The organism is Affinundibacterium nitidum, from assembly GCF_014284155.1.
In the GTDB taxonomy this organism is placed as follows: domain Bacteria; phylum Pseudomonadota; class Gammaproteobacteria; order Burkholderiales; family Burkholderiaceae_D; genus Undibacterium; species Undibacterium nitidum.
Map to the genome: position 1 here is coordinate 201,871 of NZ_JACOFZ010000003.1, position 19,970 is coordinate 221,840.

16 protein-coding genes are annotated in these 19,970 nt (G+C 48.0%); 8 read left to right on the top strand and 8 right to left on the bottom strand.

Annotated elements, in window-relative coordinates:
- Window positions 1-40: 40 nt before the first annotated feature.
- The gene (gene chrA, locus H8K36_RS10730; RefSeq protein ID WP_186916487.1) at window positions 41-1,402 is read right to left on the bottom strand and encodes a chromate efflux transporter; all 1,362 of its coding nucleotides are present in this window, start codon (window positions 1,400-1,402) and stop codon (window positions 41-43) included.
- A 110-nt stretch (window positions 1,403-1,512) separates the two neighbouring features.
- Between chrA and H8K36_RS10735 the strand changes: the two genes are divergently transcribed.
- The 7 genes from H8K36_RS10735 (at window position 1,513) to H8K36_RS10765 (ending at window position 9,372) form a co-directional block, all read left to right on the top strand.
- On the top strand, window positions 1,513-2,112 hold the full coding sequence (locus tag H8K36_RS10735) for a TMEM175 family protein (protein WP_186916634.1): 600 nt from the start codon (window positions 1,513-1,515) through the stop codon (window positions 2,110-2,112).
- Window positions 2,113-2,289: 177 nt separating this feature from the next.
- A complete protein-coding gene (locus H8K36_RS10740) occupies window positions 2,290-2,961 on the top strand; it encodes an RDD family protein (protein ID WP_186920448.1) in 672 nt (223 codons plus the stop codon).
- Complete coding sequence (locus H8K36_RS10745; protein ID WP_186916485.1) at window positions 2,958-3,917, top strand: stage II sporulation protein M; 960 nt, start codon at window positions 2,958-2,960, stop codon at window positions 3,915-3,917. Before H8K36_RS10740 ends, H8K36_RS10745 begins: the two co-directional genes overlap by 4 nt.
- A gap of 1 nt (window position 3,918) precedes the next feature.
- A complete protein-coding gene (locus H8K36_RS10750) occupies window positions 3,919-5,511 on the top strand; it encodes a hypothetical protein (protein ID WP_186916484.1) in 1,593 nt (530 codons plus the stop codon).
- On the top strand, window positions 5,508-6,986 hold the full coding sequence (locus H8K36_RS10755; protein ID WP_186916483.1) for a DUF4350 domain-containing protein: 1,479 nt from the start codon (window positions 5,508-5,510) through the stop codon (window positions 6,984-6,986). Before H8K36_RS10750 ends, H8K36_RS10755 begins: the two co-directional genes overlap by 4 nt.
- Window positions 6,976-8,058 (top strand): AAA family ATPase, encoded by a 1,083-nt coding sequence (locus H8K36_RS10760; protein ID WP_186916482.1) that lies wholly within the window; start codon window positions 6,976-6,978, stop codon window positions 8,056-8,058. The genes H8K36_RS10755 and H8K36_RS10760 overlap by 11 nt, the downstream gene beginning before the upstream one ends.
- A 9-nt stretch (window positions 8,059-8,067) precedes the next feature.
- Window positions 8,068-9,372: a DUF58 domain-containing protein gene (locus H8K36_RS10765; RefSeq protein ID WP_186916481.1), complete on the top strand. Its 1,305-nt coding sequence runs from the start codon at window positions 8,068-8,070 to the stop codon at window positions 9,370-9,372.
- A gap of 28 nt (window positions 9,373-9,400) precedes the next feature.
- On the opposite strand, the gene H8K36_RS10770 is transcribed toward H8K36_RS10765, so the two are convergent.
- The 7 genes from H8K36_RS10770 to H8K36_RS19355 all read right to left on the bottom strand — a co-directional run bounded on the left by H8K36_RS10770 (window position 9,401) and on the right by H8K36_RS19355 (window position 17,383).
- Complete coding sequence (locus H8K36_RS10770; protein WP_186916480.1) at window positions 9,401-11,230, bottom strand: hypothetical protein; 1,830 nt, start codon at window positions 11,228-11,230, stop codon at window positions 9,401-9,403.
- Window positions 11,231-11,239: 9 nt separating this feature from the next.
- On the bottom strand, window positions 11,240-11,662 hold the full coding sequence (locus H8K36_RS10775; protein ID WP_186916479.1) for a GtrA family protein: 423 nt from the start codon (window positions 11,660-11,662) through the stop codon (window positions 11,240-11,242).
- Between the two features lie 13 nt (window positions 11,663-11,675).
- The gene (locus H8K36_RS10780) at window positions 11,676-12,611 is read right to left on the bottom strand and encodes a class I SAM-dependent methyltransferase (RefSeq protein WP_186916478.1); all 936 of its coding nucleotides are present in this window, start codon (window positions 12,609-12,611) and stop codon (window positions 11,676-11,678) included.
- A 2-nt stretch (window positions 12,612-12,613) separates the two neighbouring features.
- On the bottom strand, window positions 12,614-14,602 hold the full coding sequence (locus H8K36_RS10785) for an NAD-dependent epimerase/dehydratase family protein (protein ID WP_186916477.1): 1,989 nt from the start codon (window positions 14,600-14,602) through the stop codon (window positions 12,614-12,616).
- A 22-nt stretch (window positions 14,603-14,624) separates the two neighbouring features.
- The gene (locus H8K36_RS10790; RefSeq protein WP_186916476.1) at window positions 14,625-15,530 is read right to left on the bottom strand and encodes a transketolase family protein; all 906 of its coding nucleotides are present in this window, start codon (window positions 15,528-15,530) and stop codon (window positions 14,625-14,627) included.
- Complete coding sequence (locus tag H8K36_RS10795; protein ID WP_186916475.1) at window positions 15,527-16,357, bottom strand: transketolase; 831 nt, start codon at window positions 16,355-16,357, stop codon at window positions 15,527-15,529. The genes H8K36_RS10790 and H8K36_RS10795 overlap by 4 nt, the downstream gene beginning before the upstream one ends.
- 444 nt (window positions 16,358-16,801) lie before the next feature.
- On the bottom strand, window positions 16,802-17,383 hold the full coding sequence (locus tag H8K36_RS19355; protein WP_186916474.1) for a DUF805 domain-containing protein: 582 nt from the start codon (window positions 17,381-17,383) through the stop codon (window positions 16,802-16,804).
- 289 nt (window positions 17,384-17,672) lie between these two features.
- Between H8K36_RS19355 and H8K36_RS10805 the strand changes: the two genes are divergently transcribed.
- Entirely contained in the window at window positions 17,673-19,961 is a 2,289-nt protein-coding gene (locus H8K36_RS10805; protein ID WP_186916473.1) for a patatin-like phospholipase family protein, read from the top strand.
- The last annotated feature ends 9 nt before the right edge of the window (window positions 19,962-19,970 follow it).

Below are 19,970 nucleotides of genomic sequence, written 5' to 3' on the forward strand. Positions count from 1 at the left end.
TTTTGGCCTGCATTGTTCCCCTCTGCAGGCTTTTTTTTGCCTAAACCGGCAGGTACTGCAAAAATAGACCGAGCAATGCGCTGATCGCAATCACGCTCATTACTTTTATTTTGAAGCGGAACAAAGCCAAGGCAGCCAACAATGCAATGAATAATGCTTTGAAGTCGATGCCGCCATTCCAGCCGTCTGGGAACAGAACATGCCAAGCAAAAAACAAAGCGAGATTCAAAACGACGCCGACGACTGCCGCCGTGATCGCACTCAAGGGCGCCGTCAAACTAAGTTGGCGATGTGTCGTTTCTATCATTGGCGCGCCTGCAAAGATAAAAATAAAGGACGGTAAGAAAGTAAACCATGTCACCAAACAAGCAGCTAAGGCGCCTGCTTGCCATTCACGCCCCAGTCCCAACAATGCTTGTGCATAAGCCGCGACAAATCCAACAAAAGCCAGCACCATAATCAAGGGGCCGGGCGTAGTTTCGCCGAGGGCCAAACCATCGATCATTTGCCGCGGACTGATCCAACGAAATTCTTGCACGGCGGCCTGCATCACATAAGGTAACACTGCGTATGCGCCTCCGAAAGTCATCAAGGCGGCCTTGGTGAAGAACCATGCCATTTGAGTATAGGTGTGCTGCCAACCCAAAGCAAAATACAAGGCGGACATTGGCAAGGACCACAGCAAAAATCCGACCAACAGCACCGTACTCAATGACTGCCAAGTAAAGTGGGCATGAGCAGGGCTTGGGCTTTCGTCATCGATCACGGCTTTGCCGTAATGCTTACCCTTGACTCCAGCGTGCGCATTTTGTTGAAAGTGTTGAGGGTAGTAACGGCTGCCGCACCATCCGATAAGTGCTGCGCTCAGTAAAATCAAAGGAAACGGTAAATTAAAAACGAATATAGCGATAAAGGCAGTAAGAGCAATTAGGCATAAACTGAAATTGTGCAAGGCACGTCCGCCAATGCGATGTACCGCTTGCACCACGATCACTGTCACCGCTGGTTTAATGCCCGCAAATATGCCAGCGATTAGGCTCGTATGACCATAGGCCATATACACATAAGACAGCGCGATCAAGATCAGCAAAGAGGGAAAGACAAACAAGACCCCGGCCGCAATGCCGCCACGAGTGCCATGCATCAGCCAACCAATATAAGTCGCTAATTGCTGTGCCTCTGGACCCGGCAAGACCATGCAATAGTTCAAGGCATGCAAAAAGCGACGCTCGGAAATCCAGCGCCTTTGTTCGACCAATTCCTGATGCATAATAGCGATCTGCCCAGCAGGGCCGCCAAAACTCATCACGCCAAGTTTGAGCCAAAAGACCAGGGCTTCTATGAAGGTCGGAACAGCAGGAGCAACAGTGTTGTCGGTGATGTCGGTGGTGTTTTCAGCCATGGCATTTCAGAGAAAGATGTGTTTGGGCATTGTAGAGGGAATTTTCGCCCGCTAGAAAGAAGGACGAGTTATTAGCTTATTCAAGAGGCGTGCAAACCACAGGAGGCAGTATGGGAAAAGGACGATTTGAAGCTTTCAGTGATGGCGTGATCGCTATCATCATTACCATCATGGTGTTGGAATTAAAAGTGCCCCATGGTGGTAGCATGGAAGATTTAATGCCATTGCTCCCTGTGTTTCTGAGCTACATCCTGAGTTTCGTGTATGTCGGCATTTATTGGAACAACCATCACCATATGCTGCACGCCACCCACACGGTGAGTTCGGCTAGCCTGTGGGCGAACTTGCATCTGCTGTTCTGGTTGTCGCTGATCCCCTTCACCACAGGCTGGATGGGTGAAAACCATTTTTCCCAGATTCCAACGGCACTGTACGGCATCAACCTCTTCATGGCAGCCTTAGCCTATTGGATGTTACAGATGACCCTGATGAAAACTAGTAAGGATAATCATCTTTTACGCAAAGCCATCGGCAGCGACTTCAAGGGCAGGCTTTCCTTATTGCTCTATGCGAGTGCCATCATCGTCGCCTGTTACCTTCCTATGATTGCCCAAGCAATCTATGTCGCTGTAGCGCTTATTTGGTTAATTCCGGATCGCCGTATTGAGCAGGTCCTTGTTGAAAAACCCAACGAGAGCGGTGCCAACTAGGAGAAGGCGAGATCGCGATTGCTGAGAAGAAATTTGCAAGTTCTTTGTCTGATTTGCTGCATATTTGAGTTTTGTCTTTACATTTCTTGCTACAATTCGGGCTCGATGTTGCAATAAAAACAGCAATCGAACACCCACATTTTGACGCCAACCACTAACAAGGCATTTGAAGCAAACATGATCAACGGGCGTCTTTCCCTGATAACTCCTGAGGGAGTACGTATTCTCATGACCCCAGCGGGACCGTCAGCACGCGCTTGGGCTTGGGCCATCGACATCATGATCTGCGTTGGCTTGTACCTGCTGTATTCCATCTTTGTCGGTTTTTTGAACCTCGGTTCTGGCGCCTTATTGATTGGTTTGTTTGTCCTGTATTGGGGTTATCCCATCATTTGCGAGGTGTACTTCAATGGTCGAAGTATCGGCAAGCGCGCGCTAAGACTGAAAGTCGTGCGTGCTGATGGCCTCCCAGTCGGTTGGCGTGAATCCACCCTACGTAACCTCATGCTCGTTGCCGATTTTCTGCCTGCTGTGTATCTCACCGGCTTACTTTGTATGTTGTTTGACCTTCAATTTCGACGACTCGGCGATATCGTCGCGGGAACGCAAGTTATTTACCTCGATATCATCAGTAAGCGCGTAGCGCCACCGGACGTAGATCCAATTGCACTTCCCTATCCGCTTACACCAGAACAGCAACGTGTGCTGATTGGTTTGTTTGAACGTGAAGCTAATATTCCGATCGAACGTTTACATGAACTGGCCAGTTTTGCCGAACCTCTCACCGGTGAAAAAGGTGAGGCTTCGTTAGCCCGCCTACGCGGTTTTGTTGCGGGGTTAAACCAATGAAGCAAAAGCAATTTGAGCAGCAACATGAAGCGCTGTGGCAAAACATTGAGCTCGTTCTAGCTAACGACAAGAAGAAAAAACCTGAAAACATCGAGGACTTCCCGGCGCTATACCGACGCTTATGTCAGACATTGGCGCTCGCCCAACAACGAGGCTATTCGCCAGCGCTGACAGATTATTTACAGAAAATGGTCGGCGATTGCCATCAACGTCTGTATGGCACTAAAGTGGAACGACCATTGACTTTACATCGTTGGATATTCAATGAATTTCCACAAAGAGTGAGAGAAGAATGGCGCTTGCTGCTGTTGATGAATCTTGCGTTCTGGGGTGTCGCCATTGTCACTGGCTTACTCGTTTGGTATCAGCCTGATATGGCTTATCACTTCATGGGTGCGAAAGAGCTCGAGAAGATGCAAGATATGTATCAATCAAATACGTTCAAAACTGGGCGCGGTGCTGAGGGTGATTTCACCATGTTTGGTTTCTATATATGGAACAATGTTTCCATTGATTTCCGCACTTTCGCTGGCGGCATTTTCGCTGGCATTCCTGCCATGATAGTGATGGGTTTTAACGGTATGCATATGGGCGTGGTAGCAGCCGTATTGCATGCAGATAGTGTGACGCGCAATAACTTCTGGCCATTCGTGATTACCCATTCTAGCTTCGAAATCATCGGCATGTTACTGGCTGGAGTGGCTGGTATGCGTCTAGGTTTAACGCTACTCCACCCGAAGAGATTAAGTCGTCGCCATGCCCTATACCAAGCAAGTGTTCGTATCTTTCCCGTATTTGTTGGTGCTGCCATTTTGACTTTTATCGCCGCCTTCTTTGAAGCATTCTTTTGCGCCAATGCGGCGATTCCTCCCAACGTAAAGTATATCGCTGGGGCGATATGTTGGTCTGGCCTAATTCTATTTTTCACGTTCGCTGGACGTCAACGGAGCGCCTAAAATGCAATTAGACCAGCTCCAACTTGACTTGCGACCACGTACAAATGCTCAAGCGCTCGATCTTGGATTTGCGCTGTTACGGGCAAATGCCTTACGTGTTTACGCCGTTTGGTTATCGCTTTGGTTACCGACGGTTGCTCTCTGCAGCATATTAGTATTCATGATGCCAACGATGGGCCTTTGGGGAGGCGGCTCCTGGCTTTTGCTTGCTTGGTTGGTTCGCCCCTACTTAGAACGTGCACCGCTGTATATGCTCTCACGCCAGGTTTTTGGTGAACAAGTGAGCTGGCAAGAAACCCTACGTGCATGGCCAGGGCAACTCGGTGGTGGTTTCATACGACTCATTTTGCTCCGACCATTCGCTGCTGGCCGCGGACTTTATCAAGCCATTTGGCAATTAGAAGGTGCGCGCAACAAAAGCGCACGTTACCGCATCCGTGTTATTGGTAAACATACCATCGGTTCCGCCTCATGGTTTGGTGCAGCCTGCGCCAACTTTGAAGGCATTATTCAAATCGGTTTTTTTGCATTCCTCGGTTTGTTTCTGAGTGATGCTGGTGCCATGAATCCATTTTCACTGTTTTTCGTCACTGGTGAGGAGCACATTACACTGCTACTGATCTGTTCAATCCTCGCGTTTACTTTAGGCGGTGCCATCATTGGCCCTATTTATGTCGCCTGTTGCTTCACACTCTATTTGAACCGCCGAGCCACCTTGGAGGCATGGGATCTCGAAATCGCATTACGTCAGTTACCACATGTTGTTGAAAAGAAGACTGTGACTTCGATCTTGGCTACATTATTCGTCCTCGTACTCGGCGGAGTTCAACTATGGCCAGCACCAGCTCATGCTCAAGGCGACCCCAAAGCGATCATTAACAAACCTATCTGCAATAAAGAGCAACTGGTTTTTGAGAACAGAACCGAGCGCACCGCAACACAAGATCCCGATATACAAAAGACACGGCAACAAGTTGATGCTATTTATCGCGATAATGACTTTCAATTTTACGAGTGCAGAGAAAGTTGGGCTCCCAAATTCGAAAAGAAGAATAAAGAAAATACGAAGCTTGACCCTGAAACGCAAGACACCATCAAGAATATCGCTCTTACACTCAAGTATTTATTTATCGGGGTTGCGGTTGCCCTCGTCCTTTGGTTAATCAGTCGTTATCGAGGACAACTATTCGATTTTATCGGCCCAGAAAAAGTTCGTTTCGCCACAGAAGTCGGTGGGTTGGATATCCGTCCAGAAACTTTGCCTGATGATGTTAGCGCATCCGCCCTCGAACTATGGGGACGAGGTGAGCGACGTGCTGCCATCGGCCTTCTCTACCGTGCAAGCCTCGCGCGCTTAGTCGAACATCACCACTTACAAATCAATCAAGGCGCGACCGAAAATGACTGCCTTGACCGTGCACGCCAAGCGCTACGTGAAGCTCAATTCGGCAGCGAAATTTTCACGGTGCTCGAAATGTGTACGACAGTATGGTTGCAAGCCGCGTATGCGAAACAGTTTCCCAATTCGATCACCGAACTTTGCAATCATTGGAAAAAGACATTTGACCTTCGTTCTAACGGAGGTGGCGTATGAGCCAGAACAGTTACTCTAAAAGTGCGATGGGCCATAGAACTGCGCTCGACTACCTGCTTTGGGGTGGGCTCTTACTACTCTGCCTTGGCGGTGGCTGGTGGTGGCTGCAAAACATGGAAAAATCATGGCAGCCTGAATTACGCCAGTTGGAGAATTACCGTAAACAACCCATGTTGGCTGCGCTACGTCTTTTAGAACAGCACGGCCATAAAATTAACGAGGTCGACTATCTCAGTACTGAAGCGATCGACAAAGCACCGAATGGCACCCTAATTATTAGCAATAATGATGGCACCATGAGCCGCGATCAATCGCAACATCTACTCAATTGGGTAGAACGCGGCAACACATTAATTACCTTCCCGCAAATGCGTTATGAACCGCCAAAACCGACGAAAACGGCCGTCGAAGAGGCGGAAGAAGAACAAGCAAAGAAGAAAACTGACGAAGACCTGCGCAAGATCACGCCTTATCTAGAACCGCAATCACGTCGTTTTAACACCAGTATGCAAGATCCTATTGGTGACTACCTTGGACTCGCCTCGGTATACCAATACCGTGGTAGCGCGACCAATGCAAAAACCAATGCTGCAAACAATGCCGATACTGTTCCACCACCCGCAGAAACTTCGGCCTCAGCAGCCTCCTCCGCAGAAGATGAATATGTGGACGACTATGAGGAGGACTACGACGATGACGAGGAAGCTGGAACATCTCCCTCTGTTATGGTGCAAAATCAAAACCTCAATACCTACGTTGACTCTGCCAAGGTATGGGTGCAATTGCCACACGTAACACGTCCTGTCCAAATTACGAAGCCAAGCATGGTGATGTATAGCTTCAAACGTGGCCCCAAACCAATCTATCAGGCAGACAATGGTAGCCATCTGCGCGTGTATCAACATGGCAAAGGCCACATCATCGCCATGCCACAGAACATTTTTATCGGCCATCATTTGAAGTGGGACGACAACGCTCAATTATTACTCGACTGCGCAAGCCTCAATGCTAAGTTCACGAATTTCACTGTCATTAAGGGTCTCAAACTCGCCCCTTGGTACGAATTGCTTTGGCAGAATTTTTCAATAGCACTATTGGGATTGACGGCGCTTATCCTACTTTGGTCTTGGCGTGGTGCGCGACGTTTTGGCTTGCTGCTGCCTGAGATGATGTTGGAACGTCGCTCCTTGTTAGAACATATCGAAGCGAGTGCGCGTTGGGCTTGGACTACAGAGACTGGACGCCAACGCCTACTCGAAGCCGCACGAGTCGCCTTACAAGAAATTTTGCGACGCCGCGCGCCAGAACTCTTGCGATTGGCAACACCAGAGATGTTCGAAGTGATGACGACACAGACGGGTTTAGATCGCGCCTCACTCATCCTGGCATGGCAAGAACCAGCATCTAGATCTCCGCACCAATTCACGCGACAAATTCAACTACTTCAACAATTGAGGGCGCATTATGAGCGTTAACACTCCCAATACTCCAGACACTGGCGCCGAAGTCGCGCCTAACAACAATACCGCTGGACTTAACCAAGCGGTGATCCCAGAGAATAAATTGGGTCCCTCTGGCATTAGCCCTGAGCGTCATCAACAAGCAGTGGAAATCGTCAGCCGCATGCGCGAAGAGATTCAACGCGCCATCATCGGACAAAAAACTGTGGTCAATCAAGTCTTAGCTTGTTGCTTGGCCGGTGGCCATATCTTGCTCGAGGGCGTACCGGGTCTCGGTAAAACTTTATTGGTAAAAGCTCTTGCAAAAACATTTGCCGGTAGTGCTTCGCGCATTCAGTTCACACCAGATCTGATGCCCGCCGACGTCATGGGTCATGCCATCTATGACATCAAAAATCAAACTTTTAGCGTACGCAAAGGACCTGTATTCACCAATCTTCTACTAGCTGACGAGATTAACCGTGCGCCTGCTAAAACGCAGTCCGCACTTCTTGAAGTGATGCAGGAACGCCAAGTGACGATTGAAAATGAATCACACGCACTCGACGCACCCTTCATGGTATTGGCGACCCAAAACCCATTGGAAAATGAAGGCACCTATCCTTTGCCTGAAGCCCAACTTGATCGTTTCTTGATTAAAGCCTGTATCGACTACCCAAGTGCGGAAGAAGAATTGGCCATGTTGAATATGGTCACACACAAGCGTATTGGCGATGGATTGGAAGTTAAACAAGTCAATACCATCATTAAGCCAGAAACGATCATTGCACTACAGCAGTTGGTATCGCAAATTCATGTTGATGATGCGGTTGCCGATTACGCCGTTAGAATTGTGCGCGCCACACGTGAATGCCCAGGTATTTCAGTCGGGGCGGGCCCACGTGGCAGTATCGCCTTAGTGCGTATCGCGCGCGCTTTTGCTTTGATGAATAAACGCGACTTCGTCACACCAGCCGACATCAAAGCAGCGAGTCTGCCGGTATTGCGCCACCGCGTGGCTTTATCGCCCGAAAGCGAGCTTGATGGCTTAAGTAGCGACAATATTTTGTCGAATATGATCGAGCAGATTGCCGCCCCTCGCGCTTAAGGACGCACGATGATTCCAAGCCGTCGCTTGCTGCAGATTATTGGTGTCTTGCTTCTGCCAGCGTTTTTGCTACATTACTTTCCGCTCTTGTATTTTCCCTTGAGCGTCGTCGTATGCTCGCTTTTACTACTCAGCGTGGTTGAGATGTGGAGCTTACGTAAAGCGCCAGCGATTCGTATTGAACGACAAATGCAGGGCGTGTGGCCCATCGACTTATGGAATACCGTCTCACTCAGTCTGCATAACGAATCATCACAAACCATCACCTGTGATGTAATTGATGCATACCCCAATCATTGGAAGTGTGCTGGGCAACCGCATCACACCACGATAGAAGCGGGCAGATATAAGCGCATCGATTATCAATTGTGTCCTGATCAGCGTGGTGATGCGCCATTTGGCCAAGTATTTGTGCGCCTACGTTCGCGTCTGGGATTATGGGAACGTACGTTCCGTCTCGGCTCCGAACAACATGTAAAAGTTTTTCCTGACTTTTCCAAGTTACTCGGCAATACTTTAACGGCCACTGACAGACGCTCGCCCACCGCAGGTAACTTACGCAAACGCCGTCGCGGTGAAGGAACTGATTTCCGTCAATTGCGTGATTATCGTCAAGGCGATAGTCAACGCTCTATCGATTGGAAAGCCACCGCACGTTATCAAAAACCGATCACACGCGAATACCAAGAAGAACGCGATCAGCAGGTCATCTTTTTACTTGATACTGGCCGCCGTATGCTGTCAAAAGACGGTCAAACTAGCCATTTCGATCATGCATTAAACGCTATTTTGACCTTGAGCTTTATCGCCCAAAAACAAGGCGATGCGGTTGGTCTGATGACTTTCGGTAAAGAGCAACGCTGGTTAGCACCGCATAAAGGGCGTATCGGTTTAGATCGCATTTTGGCAGGTATCTACGATTTGCAAGCAGACGAAACGGCACCTGATTTCAGTTTCGCCGCCAGCGCCTTGATGCGCCGTTTAAACAAACGCGCCTTTATTGTTCTCATTACAAATCTACGTGATGAAGACGATGAAGCCATGCGTAGCGCCTGTGAACTGCTGTCGACCAAGCACCTTGTCATGTGTGCTAGCTTACGTGAAAAATCCTTGGATAGTGCCTTACAGCAGCCCGTGCACCAATTTAACGATGCCTTGCGCCACAGCGCAGCACTGCAATATCTTCAACAACGCGATTACGCGATCAAACGACTCGGCATACGTGCTGGCCAACTGATCGATATCATTCCCGAACGACTCAGCGGTGCACTTGTGAATCGCTACCTTGATATCAAAGAAAGCGGCGCGCTGTAAGGACGACTTAAGCGCTCAAAACAATCGCCTATTCCGCGTAACGACGCCGCTTCACGACCAAACTCAATAATCCAGCCACTAGCGCAAATGCTGCAATATAAAGCGCTATTCGAGTGATCATATTGGCTTTTTTCTGAGACTCAGGCATCTCAAATGGGTAGGGCTTGTAAGAGACTAAACTCTGCGCTTGTTCACGCTGCTCCACTGTAAACTGATCACCAGGACGGCATCCATTTTCGTTTGGATAAACGTAGCAAGCTGGATTTTTTAGATTGAGCTTGCCACCTGCTTGATGCATCACAGAACCGATACTCAAACCTTGCGCCGAAAATTTTTCGAGCTGATAACCAAAGATTGGATTATAACAAGCGACCTGAGATACACCTGCGATCAGAGTGTCATTTAATTTCAGCGGAATATTCAAACTTGGAATTTGTATATTTGCCGATGTACCTAAGTTGAGAATTTGCGGGCGGATTAGATCTTGTTTCAAATATTGATCTGCCACCATCACAGGCACCATGCTGTAGCTTTGTCCTGCATAATACTCACGAGATTCCTGCTGCATTTGTATGGTACTGAGAGCAATCAGGCCTAAACTAACTGCCGCACCCCATCGCTTTTCCTGCATGCGGTCATTCAACAGACCTGCAAGTACCGCGATCAGTGGTATGAATACAATCAGCCAACGTAGTGGCGTACTCATGCTATTGATCAAGGGTATTTGTTTAAGCGTCTCATTCCACGTCGGGCTCCAAAAGTTTAAGAGCAGCGGTAACGCCAAAACCAATAGCAGCAAGACCAATAACGACACGTGCTTTGCACTTTTCAAATGATCACGGATCTCACGCCATTGCTTCATCAAAAGATAGAGGGAGCCAATGGCTAAGAATGCAAATATCGCTGTCGAAAAATTGTAGGCCCATTCATGCGGCGCCAGCGCCCATTGTAAGTTTCGCATTGAAGGCATACCAAGTTGGTATGCCTCTTGTGAAGGTAAGAATAACGCGCCCGCCACCATCGTCAACTCATCCAAGATATTGTCTGCACCTGGCAAAGCATAAAAGGAACGCGGAAATTGCCCTATGAAGGCGAATCCCGCCCACAATTTTGATGCAGACAAGGCCAAACCAAATGTCGCCGCCAACATTGAACGAATCAAGAAAGAAATGATGGCGGCACCGCGCAACATAGCAACGAGGGCAACTAGGGCCACCGCTAGGCCACCCGCTAACATCAAGGTGCCGAAACCAGAATGGACCCAGTAACTCAAGAAGGCCCCTGCTGCCAAAGCAAGCAAGATGGCATGCCAGCGTGAACGTAAAGGCACCAAAAGTAAGAGTGCGATCCAAGGCACCAAGGCGAAGGCGTGATAGGTAACATGTCCGACAATAATTCTGTGTGGCAGGAATCCGTTTAACATCATCAAACTACCAACCAACAGCGCAGTGTTTCTGTGGCAGTTAAACACATAACGCATCAACAAGTAAGATCCCCAGAACATCAAACTTGCTGTCATCACTAAAGTAATCATCACCGCGTCAAGTGGGCTCACGATGAAAACCAAAAACTGTGGAATCGAGTAAAAGGTAGACTGTGGGTCAGGAAAAAAAGGCTGGCCTGCACAAAACGAGGGCGTGAACCAAGGCGTTTCTAAGCCGTTATTGCGAAACCAAATTTCGCCATCAAACCAAGCGGGAAATAAATAAGCAAAATCATGCCCTATCATGCCACTCGATGATGGCAGAAAGTTGAGATACACCAAGAGATAAACTACGAGCAAAACAAGAAACAAACCCCAGCACATCAGGGTCGAGTAGCGAGACGGATACTTTTGGAAGAAAACCGCATTATTCATACGAATGCCTCATGAAAAGAATCGGCTAAACGTGAATTTAGCGTGAATGATATAACTCACCACGACGCCAACCAGTACGACAATAGGTTGTGAAATCATGGGATTAATGTGTAGAGTATCCACAAACAAATAAAGACCTAAGATCTGAAATCCAAGCATGAATAAGGACGTGAGATTAAACCTCACATACTCCAATACTGGCGATGCTTCACTCTTAAAGACGAAACGACGATACATCAACCATGACGACAGTACGCTCAAAAAATGCGCCAGCACGGTAATCCACTGATAATGCCATTCGTTTTTCAGCAATAGATACAATAAGAAGAAAAGACTTATGCCTACGCCGGTATTAAAGACACCAACTAAAACATACATAATCTTTTGACGATCAATTCCCGGCTTCAATACGTTCATTAGTCGACTCAACATACAAATTCTTTTTTCATCGCTTAACACCGAAGCCGAGAATATTTCCCACGCGCGCCGACAACATCGTCTTGCCAATAGCGCTTCCTGTCATACGATTCAACAGTGAGCGTTTCAAGCCCTGAGGCATAGGGAATAATTTTAACCAGTAGCTGATGGGATAAGCATTTGCAATCGAGCTGACTTCAATCTCGGCATATCCATTGTGGGCATAGGCTTTATTCAGGCTCTGTGGCGAAAATAACTGTAGATGTTCGATATCATAAATAGGAGATTTTGCACCCATCGCTCGCGCCAGTGGCGCGCGGAAATTATGTGCCACTGTCATGAGCGCACCGCCTGGTTTAAGCAAACTATGTGCTGCTTGAAACAATTCATTGGGTTTCTCTACGTGCTCCAGTGTTTGGAAACAAGTGATTAAGTCAAATGATTGCGGCTCGAAATTCTCGGCTTTAAAGAAATCATTGACCAACATCGAACGAAGATGTTCTGGCGCACGTTTGACTGGTTCCTTTGATGGCTCCACACCTACCACGTCCTTAAAGCCTGCTTTTAAAAGCTGGGCCACAAATGCGCCATCTCCCGCGCCAATATCGAGCGCCTTTGCCCTACCACTAATTTTAGGCAGTCGCTTATTAAGTTCCTTACCGTAAGTCAGTGCTGCATATGAGGATTCATCAGTCGCATCAAAATCAGCTTCGGTATAACTCTGTTGGAACCACTCATCATCAGGAACATGATTAGCAAAAACGAGGTCACAGGAGGTGCAAAGTGCCAAGTCAAAGTGCATATACTCGGGTAATTTGCGTGACGCAAATGCAAACCCGTCGAGCGCGGAAAAATCGACTTTGGCTGGCATCCATACGGTGCTTGCTGGTTGAGCACAGATAGAGCAGCAACGCTCACGAAAACGGAAGTTCGTAGTCTGTGCTTGTTGAGTAACCTGGTTCATACTTATCGATCTCGCGTCATAGAAGAAATCGAAGCCATACTTTCTGCTGCATCGCGAATATCACCATCTCGGACGATACTACGTCGCAAGAAATGCGGCCTATGCTTGACCTCTTCAAAAATCTTAGCGATGTATTCACCAATTAAACTGACAGCGAGCAAGGTACTAGAACCAAAAAATAGCTCAACCAAAATTACGGTCGTCAAACCGCGTGGTACGAGTTCAGGAAACAGAATACGGAAACCGATTTGGAACAAAATCACAAAACAGACCGTTACAAAAATCACTGCACTAAAGGCCGACAGCACATTTAACGGTGTATTGCTAAATGACAGTATTCCTTTTTTTGCCCAACCAATGTTCTTCAAGAAGTTATTCGTACTACGGCCAAACATGCGTTCGGGTCGGATATAGTCAACACCGGTTTGTTTGAACCCCGCAAAAGCGCGAATACCCCGTAAGAAAAGATCACGCTCTGGAAATTGCAACATGCAACGTACCACACGTTTATCGATCAAAGAAAAATCACCTGCATCGTGTGGGATCTTCAAGTAGGAGAAGGCATCGAACAAACGATAAAACAATTTATAGGCCAAACTCATATACCAGGAGGCTTCGCGTTTTACGCGGCGACCATACACCACGTCATACCCAGCACGCCATTCACGAATAAAATCAGCGATCAACTCTGGTGGGTCTTGTAAGTCACCATCGAGCAAGACACAAGCATTTTTACTGGCGAGCTCCATACCACTCTTGAAGGCTGCCTGTGAACCAAAGTTGCGCGAATGACTAATGCCCAAGACACGGCGATCATTTTTAGAAATCCGACGAATCACTTCTTCAGAATCATCTGGGCTGCAATCATTCACGAAGATAATCTCATAGTCAACGCCGGCCTTTACAAAGGTATCGGTCAGACGTTGATACATGATGGGTATAGCTTGTGCATCTTTGTAGCAAGCAATGATGGCTGTAACACTGTAGTGACGGTCCAAGCTATCTTGCTTACTGGAAGATAAATACGCCTTTGGATCAGCGAGCTTCACAAACCAGTCGCGCATCCGGATTAAGCCATCTTCCAAACTCGTTCTAGCTTGCCAGCCAAAATGTTTGTGCGCCTTAGTTGGATTAGCGAACCATGACTGCACATCCCAACTGCGTGCAGGCATACTGAATTCAGGCGCAGTTTTGATGTCAAATAATTTCTGCGTGATACCCGCTAATTCACCAATCGTCACACATCGACCGGATCCGATGTTGAAAGATTCCCCATAGATTGCTGGCTCGAGTTGTAAAGCCGCATCGATAAAAGCCTCACAGCAATCGTCGATGTACACAAAGTCGCGCGAAATATTGGGATCAACAAACGGTGGCAATTGGCCCTCGACTGCTTTGCTGACCAAAGTTGGCACTAAGCGGGCTGGATCTTCCAGCGGGCCATAAATCGAATACAAACGAAGATTAACGCAAGGGAGGCGATGTACTTTTCCTTTGAAATGGATCAGATCTGCTACTGCACACTTCGATACCGAATAATGGCTGTTTGGGGCAGTTACCGATGTTTCATCAGGTCCACTGCTGATGTTCCCATATTCCGACGATGAACCAGCGTGAACATAGGCGTGTATGCCACGTTTAGAAAGCATTTCCATCAAACTGACAGCGACGTTGACGTTGGTCCGATAAATCAAGTCAACATCATTTTGAAATGAATAAGCGCCGTAAGAAACGCAATCGAAAATTGTTAATGGGTGTACGTTATCGAGTAATACTTCGACATTGGCTGCCACCATCAAATCACATAACAAGACATTTTCTTCAGGCAAGCCGTCTAGGCGCCAAGCCGGCAGTTTTGAACACGTACCATAGACGTCATCGCGATACTGCAACAACATGCGCATTAAATTGGCACCGATAAAACCACTCGCACCGAGTACCAAAATCGGCCCTTGCAAACCCTGTATTTTTCTTTTGATGTCGTCGTTCATTCCATTATTCCCAATTGGCGATTTAGCCTAAGATCGCTTTTAATACGTGGTTGGCATCGATATTTGACTCTTGGCGGTGATACACCTGCGAGCCGTAGAATCCGGAAGGATATCCTTGCGCGCAAAAATGTTGAAAGGTGGCAGGGGCAATCGCTTGCGCATGCAAACGCGCCAATAAGTGATGGCCAGCGCTGCCGTGGGCGACATGCTCCTCAACCACCACAAGCGAACGACCCGCCTTGATTTCTTGAATCATGAGCTCCGGCAATTCATCGAGTCCGGCGGGCATTTCCGTCAACACCCACAAACTCGGACGTTTACTCGGCGCAAGCGCCAATAAGGGCGCGATATAAGATCCAACCAAAGGGCCAATCACTACTAATACCGGGCCTTCTCCTTCAAGCAGCTGCCGCCATGGCGCATAGGCTGGCAAGACGAAATCTTTAGGTTTTTCACACCGACCAAGTCGCAGATAAGCGGGTTCCGGTGTTGTCGCCATACGTCGTACTGCATGTTCAACATCTTCGGCAAAAGCAGGCACATGAACGTTCATGCCCTGCAAAGTGAGCATCACGCCATAGTCTTCAATCGCATGGTGGGAAGACCCCATCGAACCGTAGGCATAGCCACCGCCGTTACCCACCAGTTTGACGGGCAGTTTGTTTAAGCAAACATCGTTACGAATTTGTTCAAACGGTCTCGCGTAAATGAATGGGGCAATGCTATAGGCCCAAGTTTGCACACCCATCTTGCTCATACCAGCCGCAACCGAAACGATGTTTTGCTCTGAGATGCCACCGTTAATAAACCATTTGCCGAGTTTATCGCGTACTGGCTCTAAGGCCATGAACCCAAGGTCACCTGTGATGAAGGCGTATTCTTGCTCTTCAAAGAGTTTTTGCCACACGACGCTCGCTGCGTTTCTCATGCTTGCCTCACTTCATTCTGTGCTTGAACGAATTGTTCAGCCGTGAGCGGCAAGTAATGCCATTCCATTTTCGCTTCCATAAAAGACACGCCCTTACCTTTAATAGTATTGAGCAAAATCACTTGAAAGCCTTGCTCTGGCGTGGCCAACAATTCTTGAAGAGCAGCTGGCCGATGTCCATCTAACTCTCGTACCGTAGCACCAAAGGCTTCAATTCGTTGTCGCAACCCAGCCATCGAAGCGACTTCTGTGGTGGAACCGAAACCTTGCAAACCATTGACGTCAACTAACACCGTCAAGCGGTCTAAGTTTTGATGGGCAGCGAAGATCAAAGCTTCCCAATTTGAGCCCTCTTGCCACTCACCGTCGGACATTAAACAATACACACGGCCTGGCTGATCTTGTAATTGTTTTCCTTTCGCCATCCCAGCTGCGACTGGGAAGCCGTGCCCTAAAGAACCAGTCGCCACCGCGATTTCCGGCATCCATCCCGCAACAGGATGGCCTGCCAAATGGGTGTGATCTTTATGAAATTGCTGCAAATCGGTATCGCTCAGACGTCCTATCGACCACAGCCCAATATACAAAGCGCCCACTGAGTGGCCTTTTGATAATACGAACTGATCAGCTGGCTGCATCACAAAATGATGCAAAAAAAGGATGGCGTCGAGACAAGATAAATTACCGCCGATATGTCCAACCTTGCTTTCATAGTGCATCTGCAAGAGTCGTAGTCGAGCTGCACGTTGAATTTCAGGGAAGCGCGCGTAATCGTCACGGCTGACGCTGTGCTTGGTGTGCGGGCTGGCGGTGTGATTGGCAGTCATGCAGTTGTAGGCTTTATGGCGCGAGTGATTCGAACGTTGTACCAGAGGGCAAAGTCTTATTCATCTCTTTGGTACAACAGATTTTTAGGGCTTACACAGAAAATTGCGCTCGCTAGAATCTGGCCTCGATTGCTTGAGTCGGGATGCATCGCCGATGGCAGTACATCTGCACGCCGAGGCGAACGCAACCAAGCCAGCGTCTGTTTTTTGTCAGTCCTAATATTGTTCGATTATCCTTTAGTCGCCATAGAGCAACAAGTAATCTTTGCGGAAAACGCGCTTTTCTTTGTCTTTACGCTACTTCCTAAGCTTAGGGCATGATACTTCCGCCACATTGCTTCGACAACACACGATGCTTACCGAGGAATTAGATGAAGGCTAACCACTGGAAGGCTAAGGGGGGAAAGGGGGCGACACTGATCGTGTGCCCCATCTTGATTCGTTTTAATCTGGTGCGACGACCGTACGCGCTTCAGCTGCCTTAGCGCGATCTTTATAATCTTTATAAGCTGGGAGTGCTACCGCAGCCAAAATACCGACGACGAAGATCAACGGGAACATGAGTCCTCCAATAATGACCCCGGCTGAATTCTTACAAGGTGCAGGACCATAGGAGTTACCGCCTTTAGTCCCTGGCGCAAACACCAAATACAAACCAAAAAAGAAGTTGAGGAAAGGGATAATCATCATTATTCCCCACCACCCCGACTGATCAAGATCATTCAGACGGCGTTTTACATAGGTAAAGGTCGCAGTGAACATCGTGCCAATGAAGACAACGAAACCAATAATGCTCAATACACCGATCAATCCAAAATTAGGCGTGGAATCCATACTCAGCGCGCTAACGATAGCCGTAGCGATGCCCGCCACCATATAAATGAGTATCGTGGCAGCCAAATGGTAAGCCAAATACCGTAGGCGACCGATACGACCTGAGAAAGAAAAAATCTGCGGTTCGTAAGTTTCGTCCTTCGTCGGCTCTTGGCTCAAATCGGCCTGCGGTGCTGAATATAAATTCTCCAACGTCATCTCCTAACAATTGTCGATAAAAAAATAAGGCCTATGCGAATTGGCAGTGAGCACGGGAATGCCATATTTGCTCCATGCATCATCAATACAGTTCAACCTAAACCCTGGATAAAAGGGCAACAGTATGATTCAAGATTAAATTTTAAACAATGTCGTTCTGCAAAGTTCTGATGAATCCAACACGGAACCGCCTATAATCTTACACAAGCAAAAACTGCTGCAACGGATCACACCAGCATCAAGAAGTCGCAGCACCAGCAATTTATTTTTCCGCTTTTCACCTATGAAAACACATTCTTTCTCGCGTGTTGCTTGCGCCGTACTGGCTGCACTGATTTGTATGCCTAGCGCGTCGGCTTTAGCCCAGACGCCAATCAGCCAGCCGCAAACAAACACCGCAACTCCTGCAGTTAAGCGACCAAAGATTTGTCTGGTGCTTTCGGGTGGCGGTGCCCGTGGTTTCGCGCATATCGGCGTGCTGAAGCAATTGGAAGCCCTACGTATTCCCATCGATTGCGTGACGGGTACGAGTATGGGTGCAGTTATTGGTGGCCTTTACGCTTCAGGCATGAGCGCCAACGAGATCGAAAAGCGTATTGTTAAACTGAAGCTGAACGATATCGCTGTCGATCGAGTCGAACGCACCATTGTTCCACATGCATTGCGTGAGGAAGATAAACAATACCCACTCGGTGCGACGATGGGCTTAAGTGCAAATGGCGTACGTTTGCCCAATGGCGCTGTGCAGGCAACGCAGTTCTTAGAGCTTTTACACAACTGGACAGCACATCTCAAAAGCGATGTTGACTTTGACGACTTGCCAGTGCCTTTCCGTGCCGTCGCTACCAATTTGGAAACGGGCAAAACTGTCGTCTTCAATAAGGGGCCTCTGCATTTGGCCATTCGCGCCAGTATGGCGGCGCCAGGTATGTTTGCACCAGTAGAGATTGATGGTGAATTACTGACTGATGGCGGCTTAGTCAAGAACTTACCTGTTGATTTGGCGAAGCAAATGGGTGCGGATGTCATTATCGCGGTAAATATAGGCACGCCTTTACTACCGCGTACACAGTTGTCGTCGTTGATCAATGTGAGCCAACAAATGGTGAATATCCTCACCGAACAAAATGTCGAACAACAAAAAGCCTTATTGACACCCGATGATATTTTGATCGAGCCTAATCTCGGCGATATCAGTTTTGTTGACTTTGGACGCTCTGCGCAAGCATCGGACATCGGCAATAAAGCCGCGATCGCGATGCGTGAGAAATTAATGCCTTATAGCGTGAGCAAAGCGGAATATGCGGCCCATTTGAAACATGACCCAGATGCCGAGCTGCCACCGATCAAAATTGGTTTCGTCGAGGTGACCTCGAATGGCGTTATTCCTGAGCGCGAAATTCGACGTCAAGTCGACGTCAAAGAGGGTACGCCGTATAACGCCGAAGAAATTAATCTCAAGCTCGCCAAACTCAATCTCACCCGAGAATACGATGGCATCACTCATGAACTCGTTCAGCGTGACGGCGAGTATGGCGTTAAAATTCGAGCGAATGAACGCAACTGGGGACCACACTACTTGCGCTTTGGCTTGGCCTTATCGAGCGGATTTGAAGGCACCGGTGGCTTCCGTTTACAAGTGGGCCATAGTCGCCCTTGGATCAATGAAAGCGGCATGGAATGGCGCAACGACTTAGAGTTTGGTAACACCCTACACCTCCGCAGTGAACTACGACAACCGGTATCGGAAGATCGTAGTCGAATGATTGCACCCTATATTGAAGCCAATAACAACACGCGCAATATTTATCGTGGCGAAACCCGCGTCGCCGAATACGACTTCAAGCAAGGACGCATCGGTCTTGATTACATAGGCGACATTGGAGAACGTGGTAGCCTCGGCGAGTATCGCTTTGGTGTCGAAGCCAAACATTACAAAGTGCGCCCGAAACTTGGTCAACTCCAAATTAATATCGATCAAGAAAATACCAGCGTCGCAGCACTACCTGGTGTCAACTTACATCAAGGCGGCCTGAAAGCCAGCGTCTCTGTTGACCAATTAAGTGACCCTGCATTTCCACGCCACGGCTACGCCTACAACGGTGAAATTTTCATTGGTAGAAATATAGGCGGCGAGCGTTACCAAGAATTAAGCTTGAACACGACCTGGGCAAAAAGCTGGGACAGTCATAGCCTCAATCTCAAATTCAGTACCGCGGGTTTATTCTTACCCAACAAAGATATGCTGGGTTTAGGTCCGACTTTGGGTGGTTTCCAACAGTTGTCAGCGTATCAGCCCGATCAATTTTCCGGCAATTTCAAACTCTATGGTAGTGCGACCTATCTGTACCGTGCATTAAGATTCGACCTTGCGGGACAAAGCTTATTCATGGGAAGTAGCTTTGAATTTGGCAACGTATGGGACGATAGTAGTCAAATATCTTTCGGCAAAACACGCAAAAGCCTCAGTCTATTTGCAGGCTTCAATAGCTTCATGGGACCGATGCATGTGGGCTTTGCAGTCGGTCCGAATGGTGTGAAAAATTTGTTTTTCCAAGTTGGGCGCCAGTAACACAAGCAA

Excerpts from the sequence above, each read along its gene's own strand:
- H8K36_RS10755 (WP_186916483.1), top strand. The coding sequence starts at position 5,508 with ATGAGCCAGAACAGTTACTCTAAAAGTGCGATGGGCCATAGAACTGCG.
- H8K36_RS10775 (WP_186916479.1), bottom strand. The coding sequence starts at position 11,662 with ATGTTGAGTCGACTAATGAACGTATTGAAGCCGGGAATTGATCGTCAA.
- H8K36_RS10805 (WP_186916473.1), top strand. The coding sequence starts at position 17,673 with ATGAAAACACATTCTTTCTCGCGTGTTGCTTGCGCCGTACTGGCTGCA.
- H8K36_RS10745 (WP_186916485.1), top strand. The coding sequence starts at position 2,958 with ATGAAGCAAAAGCAATTTGAGCAGCAACATGAAGCGCTGTGGCAAAAC.
- H8K36_RS10765 (WP_186916481.1), top strand. The coding sequence starts at position 8,068 with ATGATTCCAAGCCGTCGCTTGCTGCAGATTATTGGTGTCTTGCTTCTG.
- H8K36_RS10790 (WP_186916476.1), bottom strand. The coding sequence starts at position 15,530 with ATGAGAAACGCAGCGAGCGTCGTGTGGCAAAAACTCTTTGAAGAGCAA.
- H8K36_RS10780 (WP_186916478.1), bottom strand. The coding sequence starts at position 12,611 with ATGAACCAGGTTACTCAACAAGCACAGACTACGAACTTCCGTTTTCGT.
- H8K36_RS10785 (WP_186916477.1), bottom strand. The coding sequence starts at position 14,602 with ATGAACGACGACATCAAAAGAAAAATACAGGGTTTGCAAGGGCCGATT.
- H8K36_RS10740 (WP_186920448.1), top strand. The coding sequence starts at position 2,290 with ATGATCAACGGGCGTCTTTCCCTGATAACTCCTGAGGGAGTACGTATT.
- H8K36_RS10735 (WP_186916634.1), top strand. The coding sequence starts at position 1,513 with ATGGGAAAAGGACGATTTGAAGCTTTCAGTGATGGCGTGATCGCTATC.
- H8K36_RS10750 (WP_186916484.1), top strand. The coding sequence starts at position 3,919 with ATGCAATTAGACCAGCTCCAACTTGACTTGCGACCACGTACAAATGCT.
- H8K36_RS10760 (WP_186916482.1), top strand. The coding sequence starts at position 6,976 with ATGAGCGTTAACACTCCCAATACTCCAGACACTGGCGCCGAAGTCGCG.
- H8K36_RS10770 (WP_186916480.1), bottom strand. The coding sequence starts at position 11,230 with ATGAATAATGCGGTTTTCTTCCAAAAGTATCCGTCTCGCTACTCGACC.
- chrA (WP_186916487.1), bottom strand. The coding sequence starts at position 1,402 with ATGGCTGAAAACACCACCGACATCACCGACAACACTGTTGCTCCTGCT.
- H8K36_RS10795 (WP_186916475.1), bottom strand. The coding sequence starts at position 16,357 with ATGACTGCCAATCACACCGCCAGCCCGCACACCAAGCACAGCGTCAGC.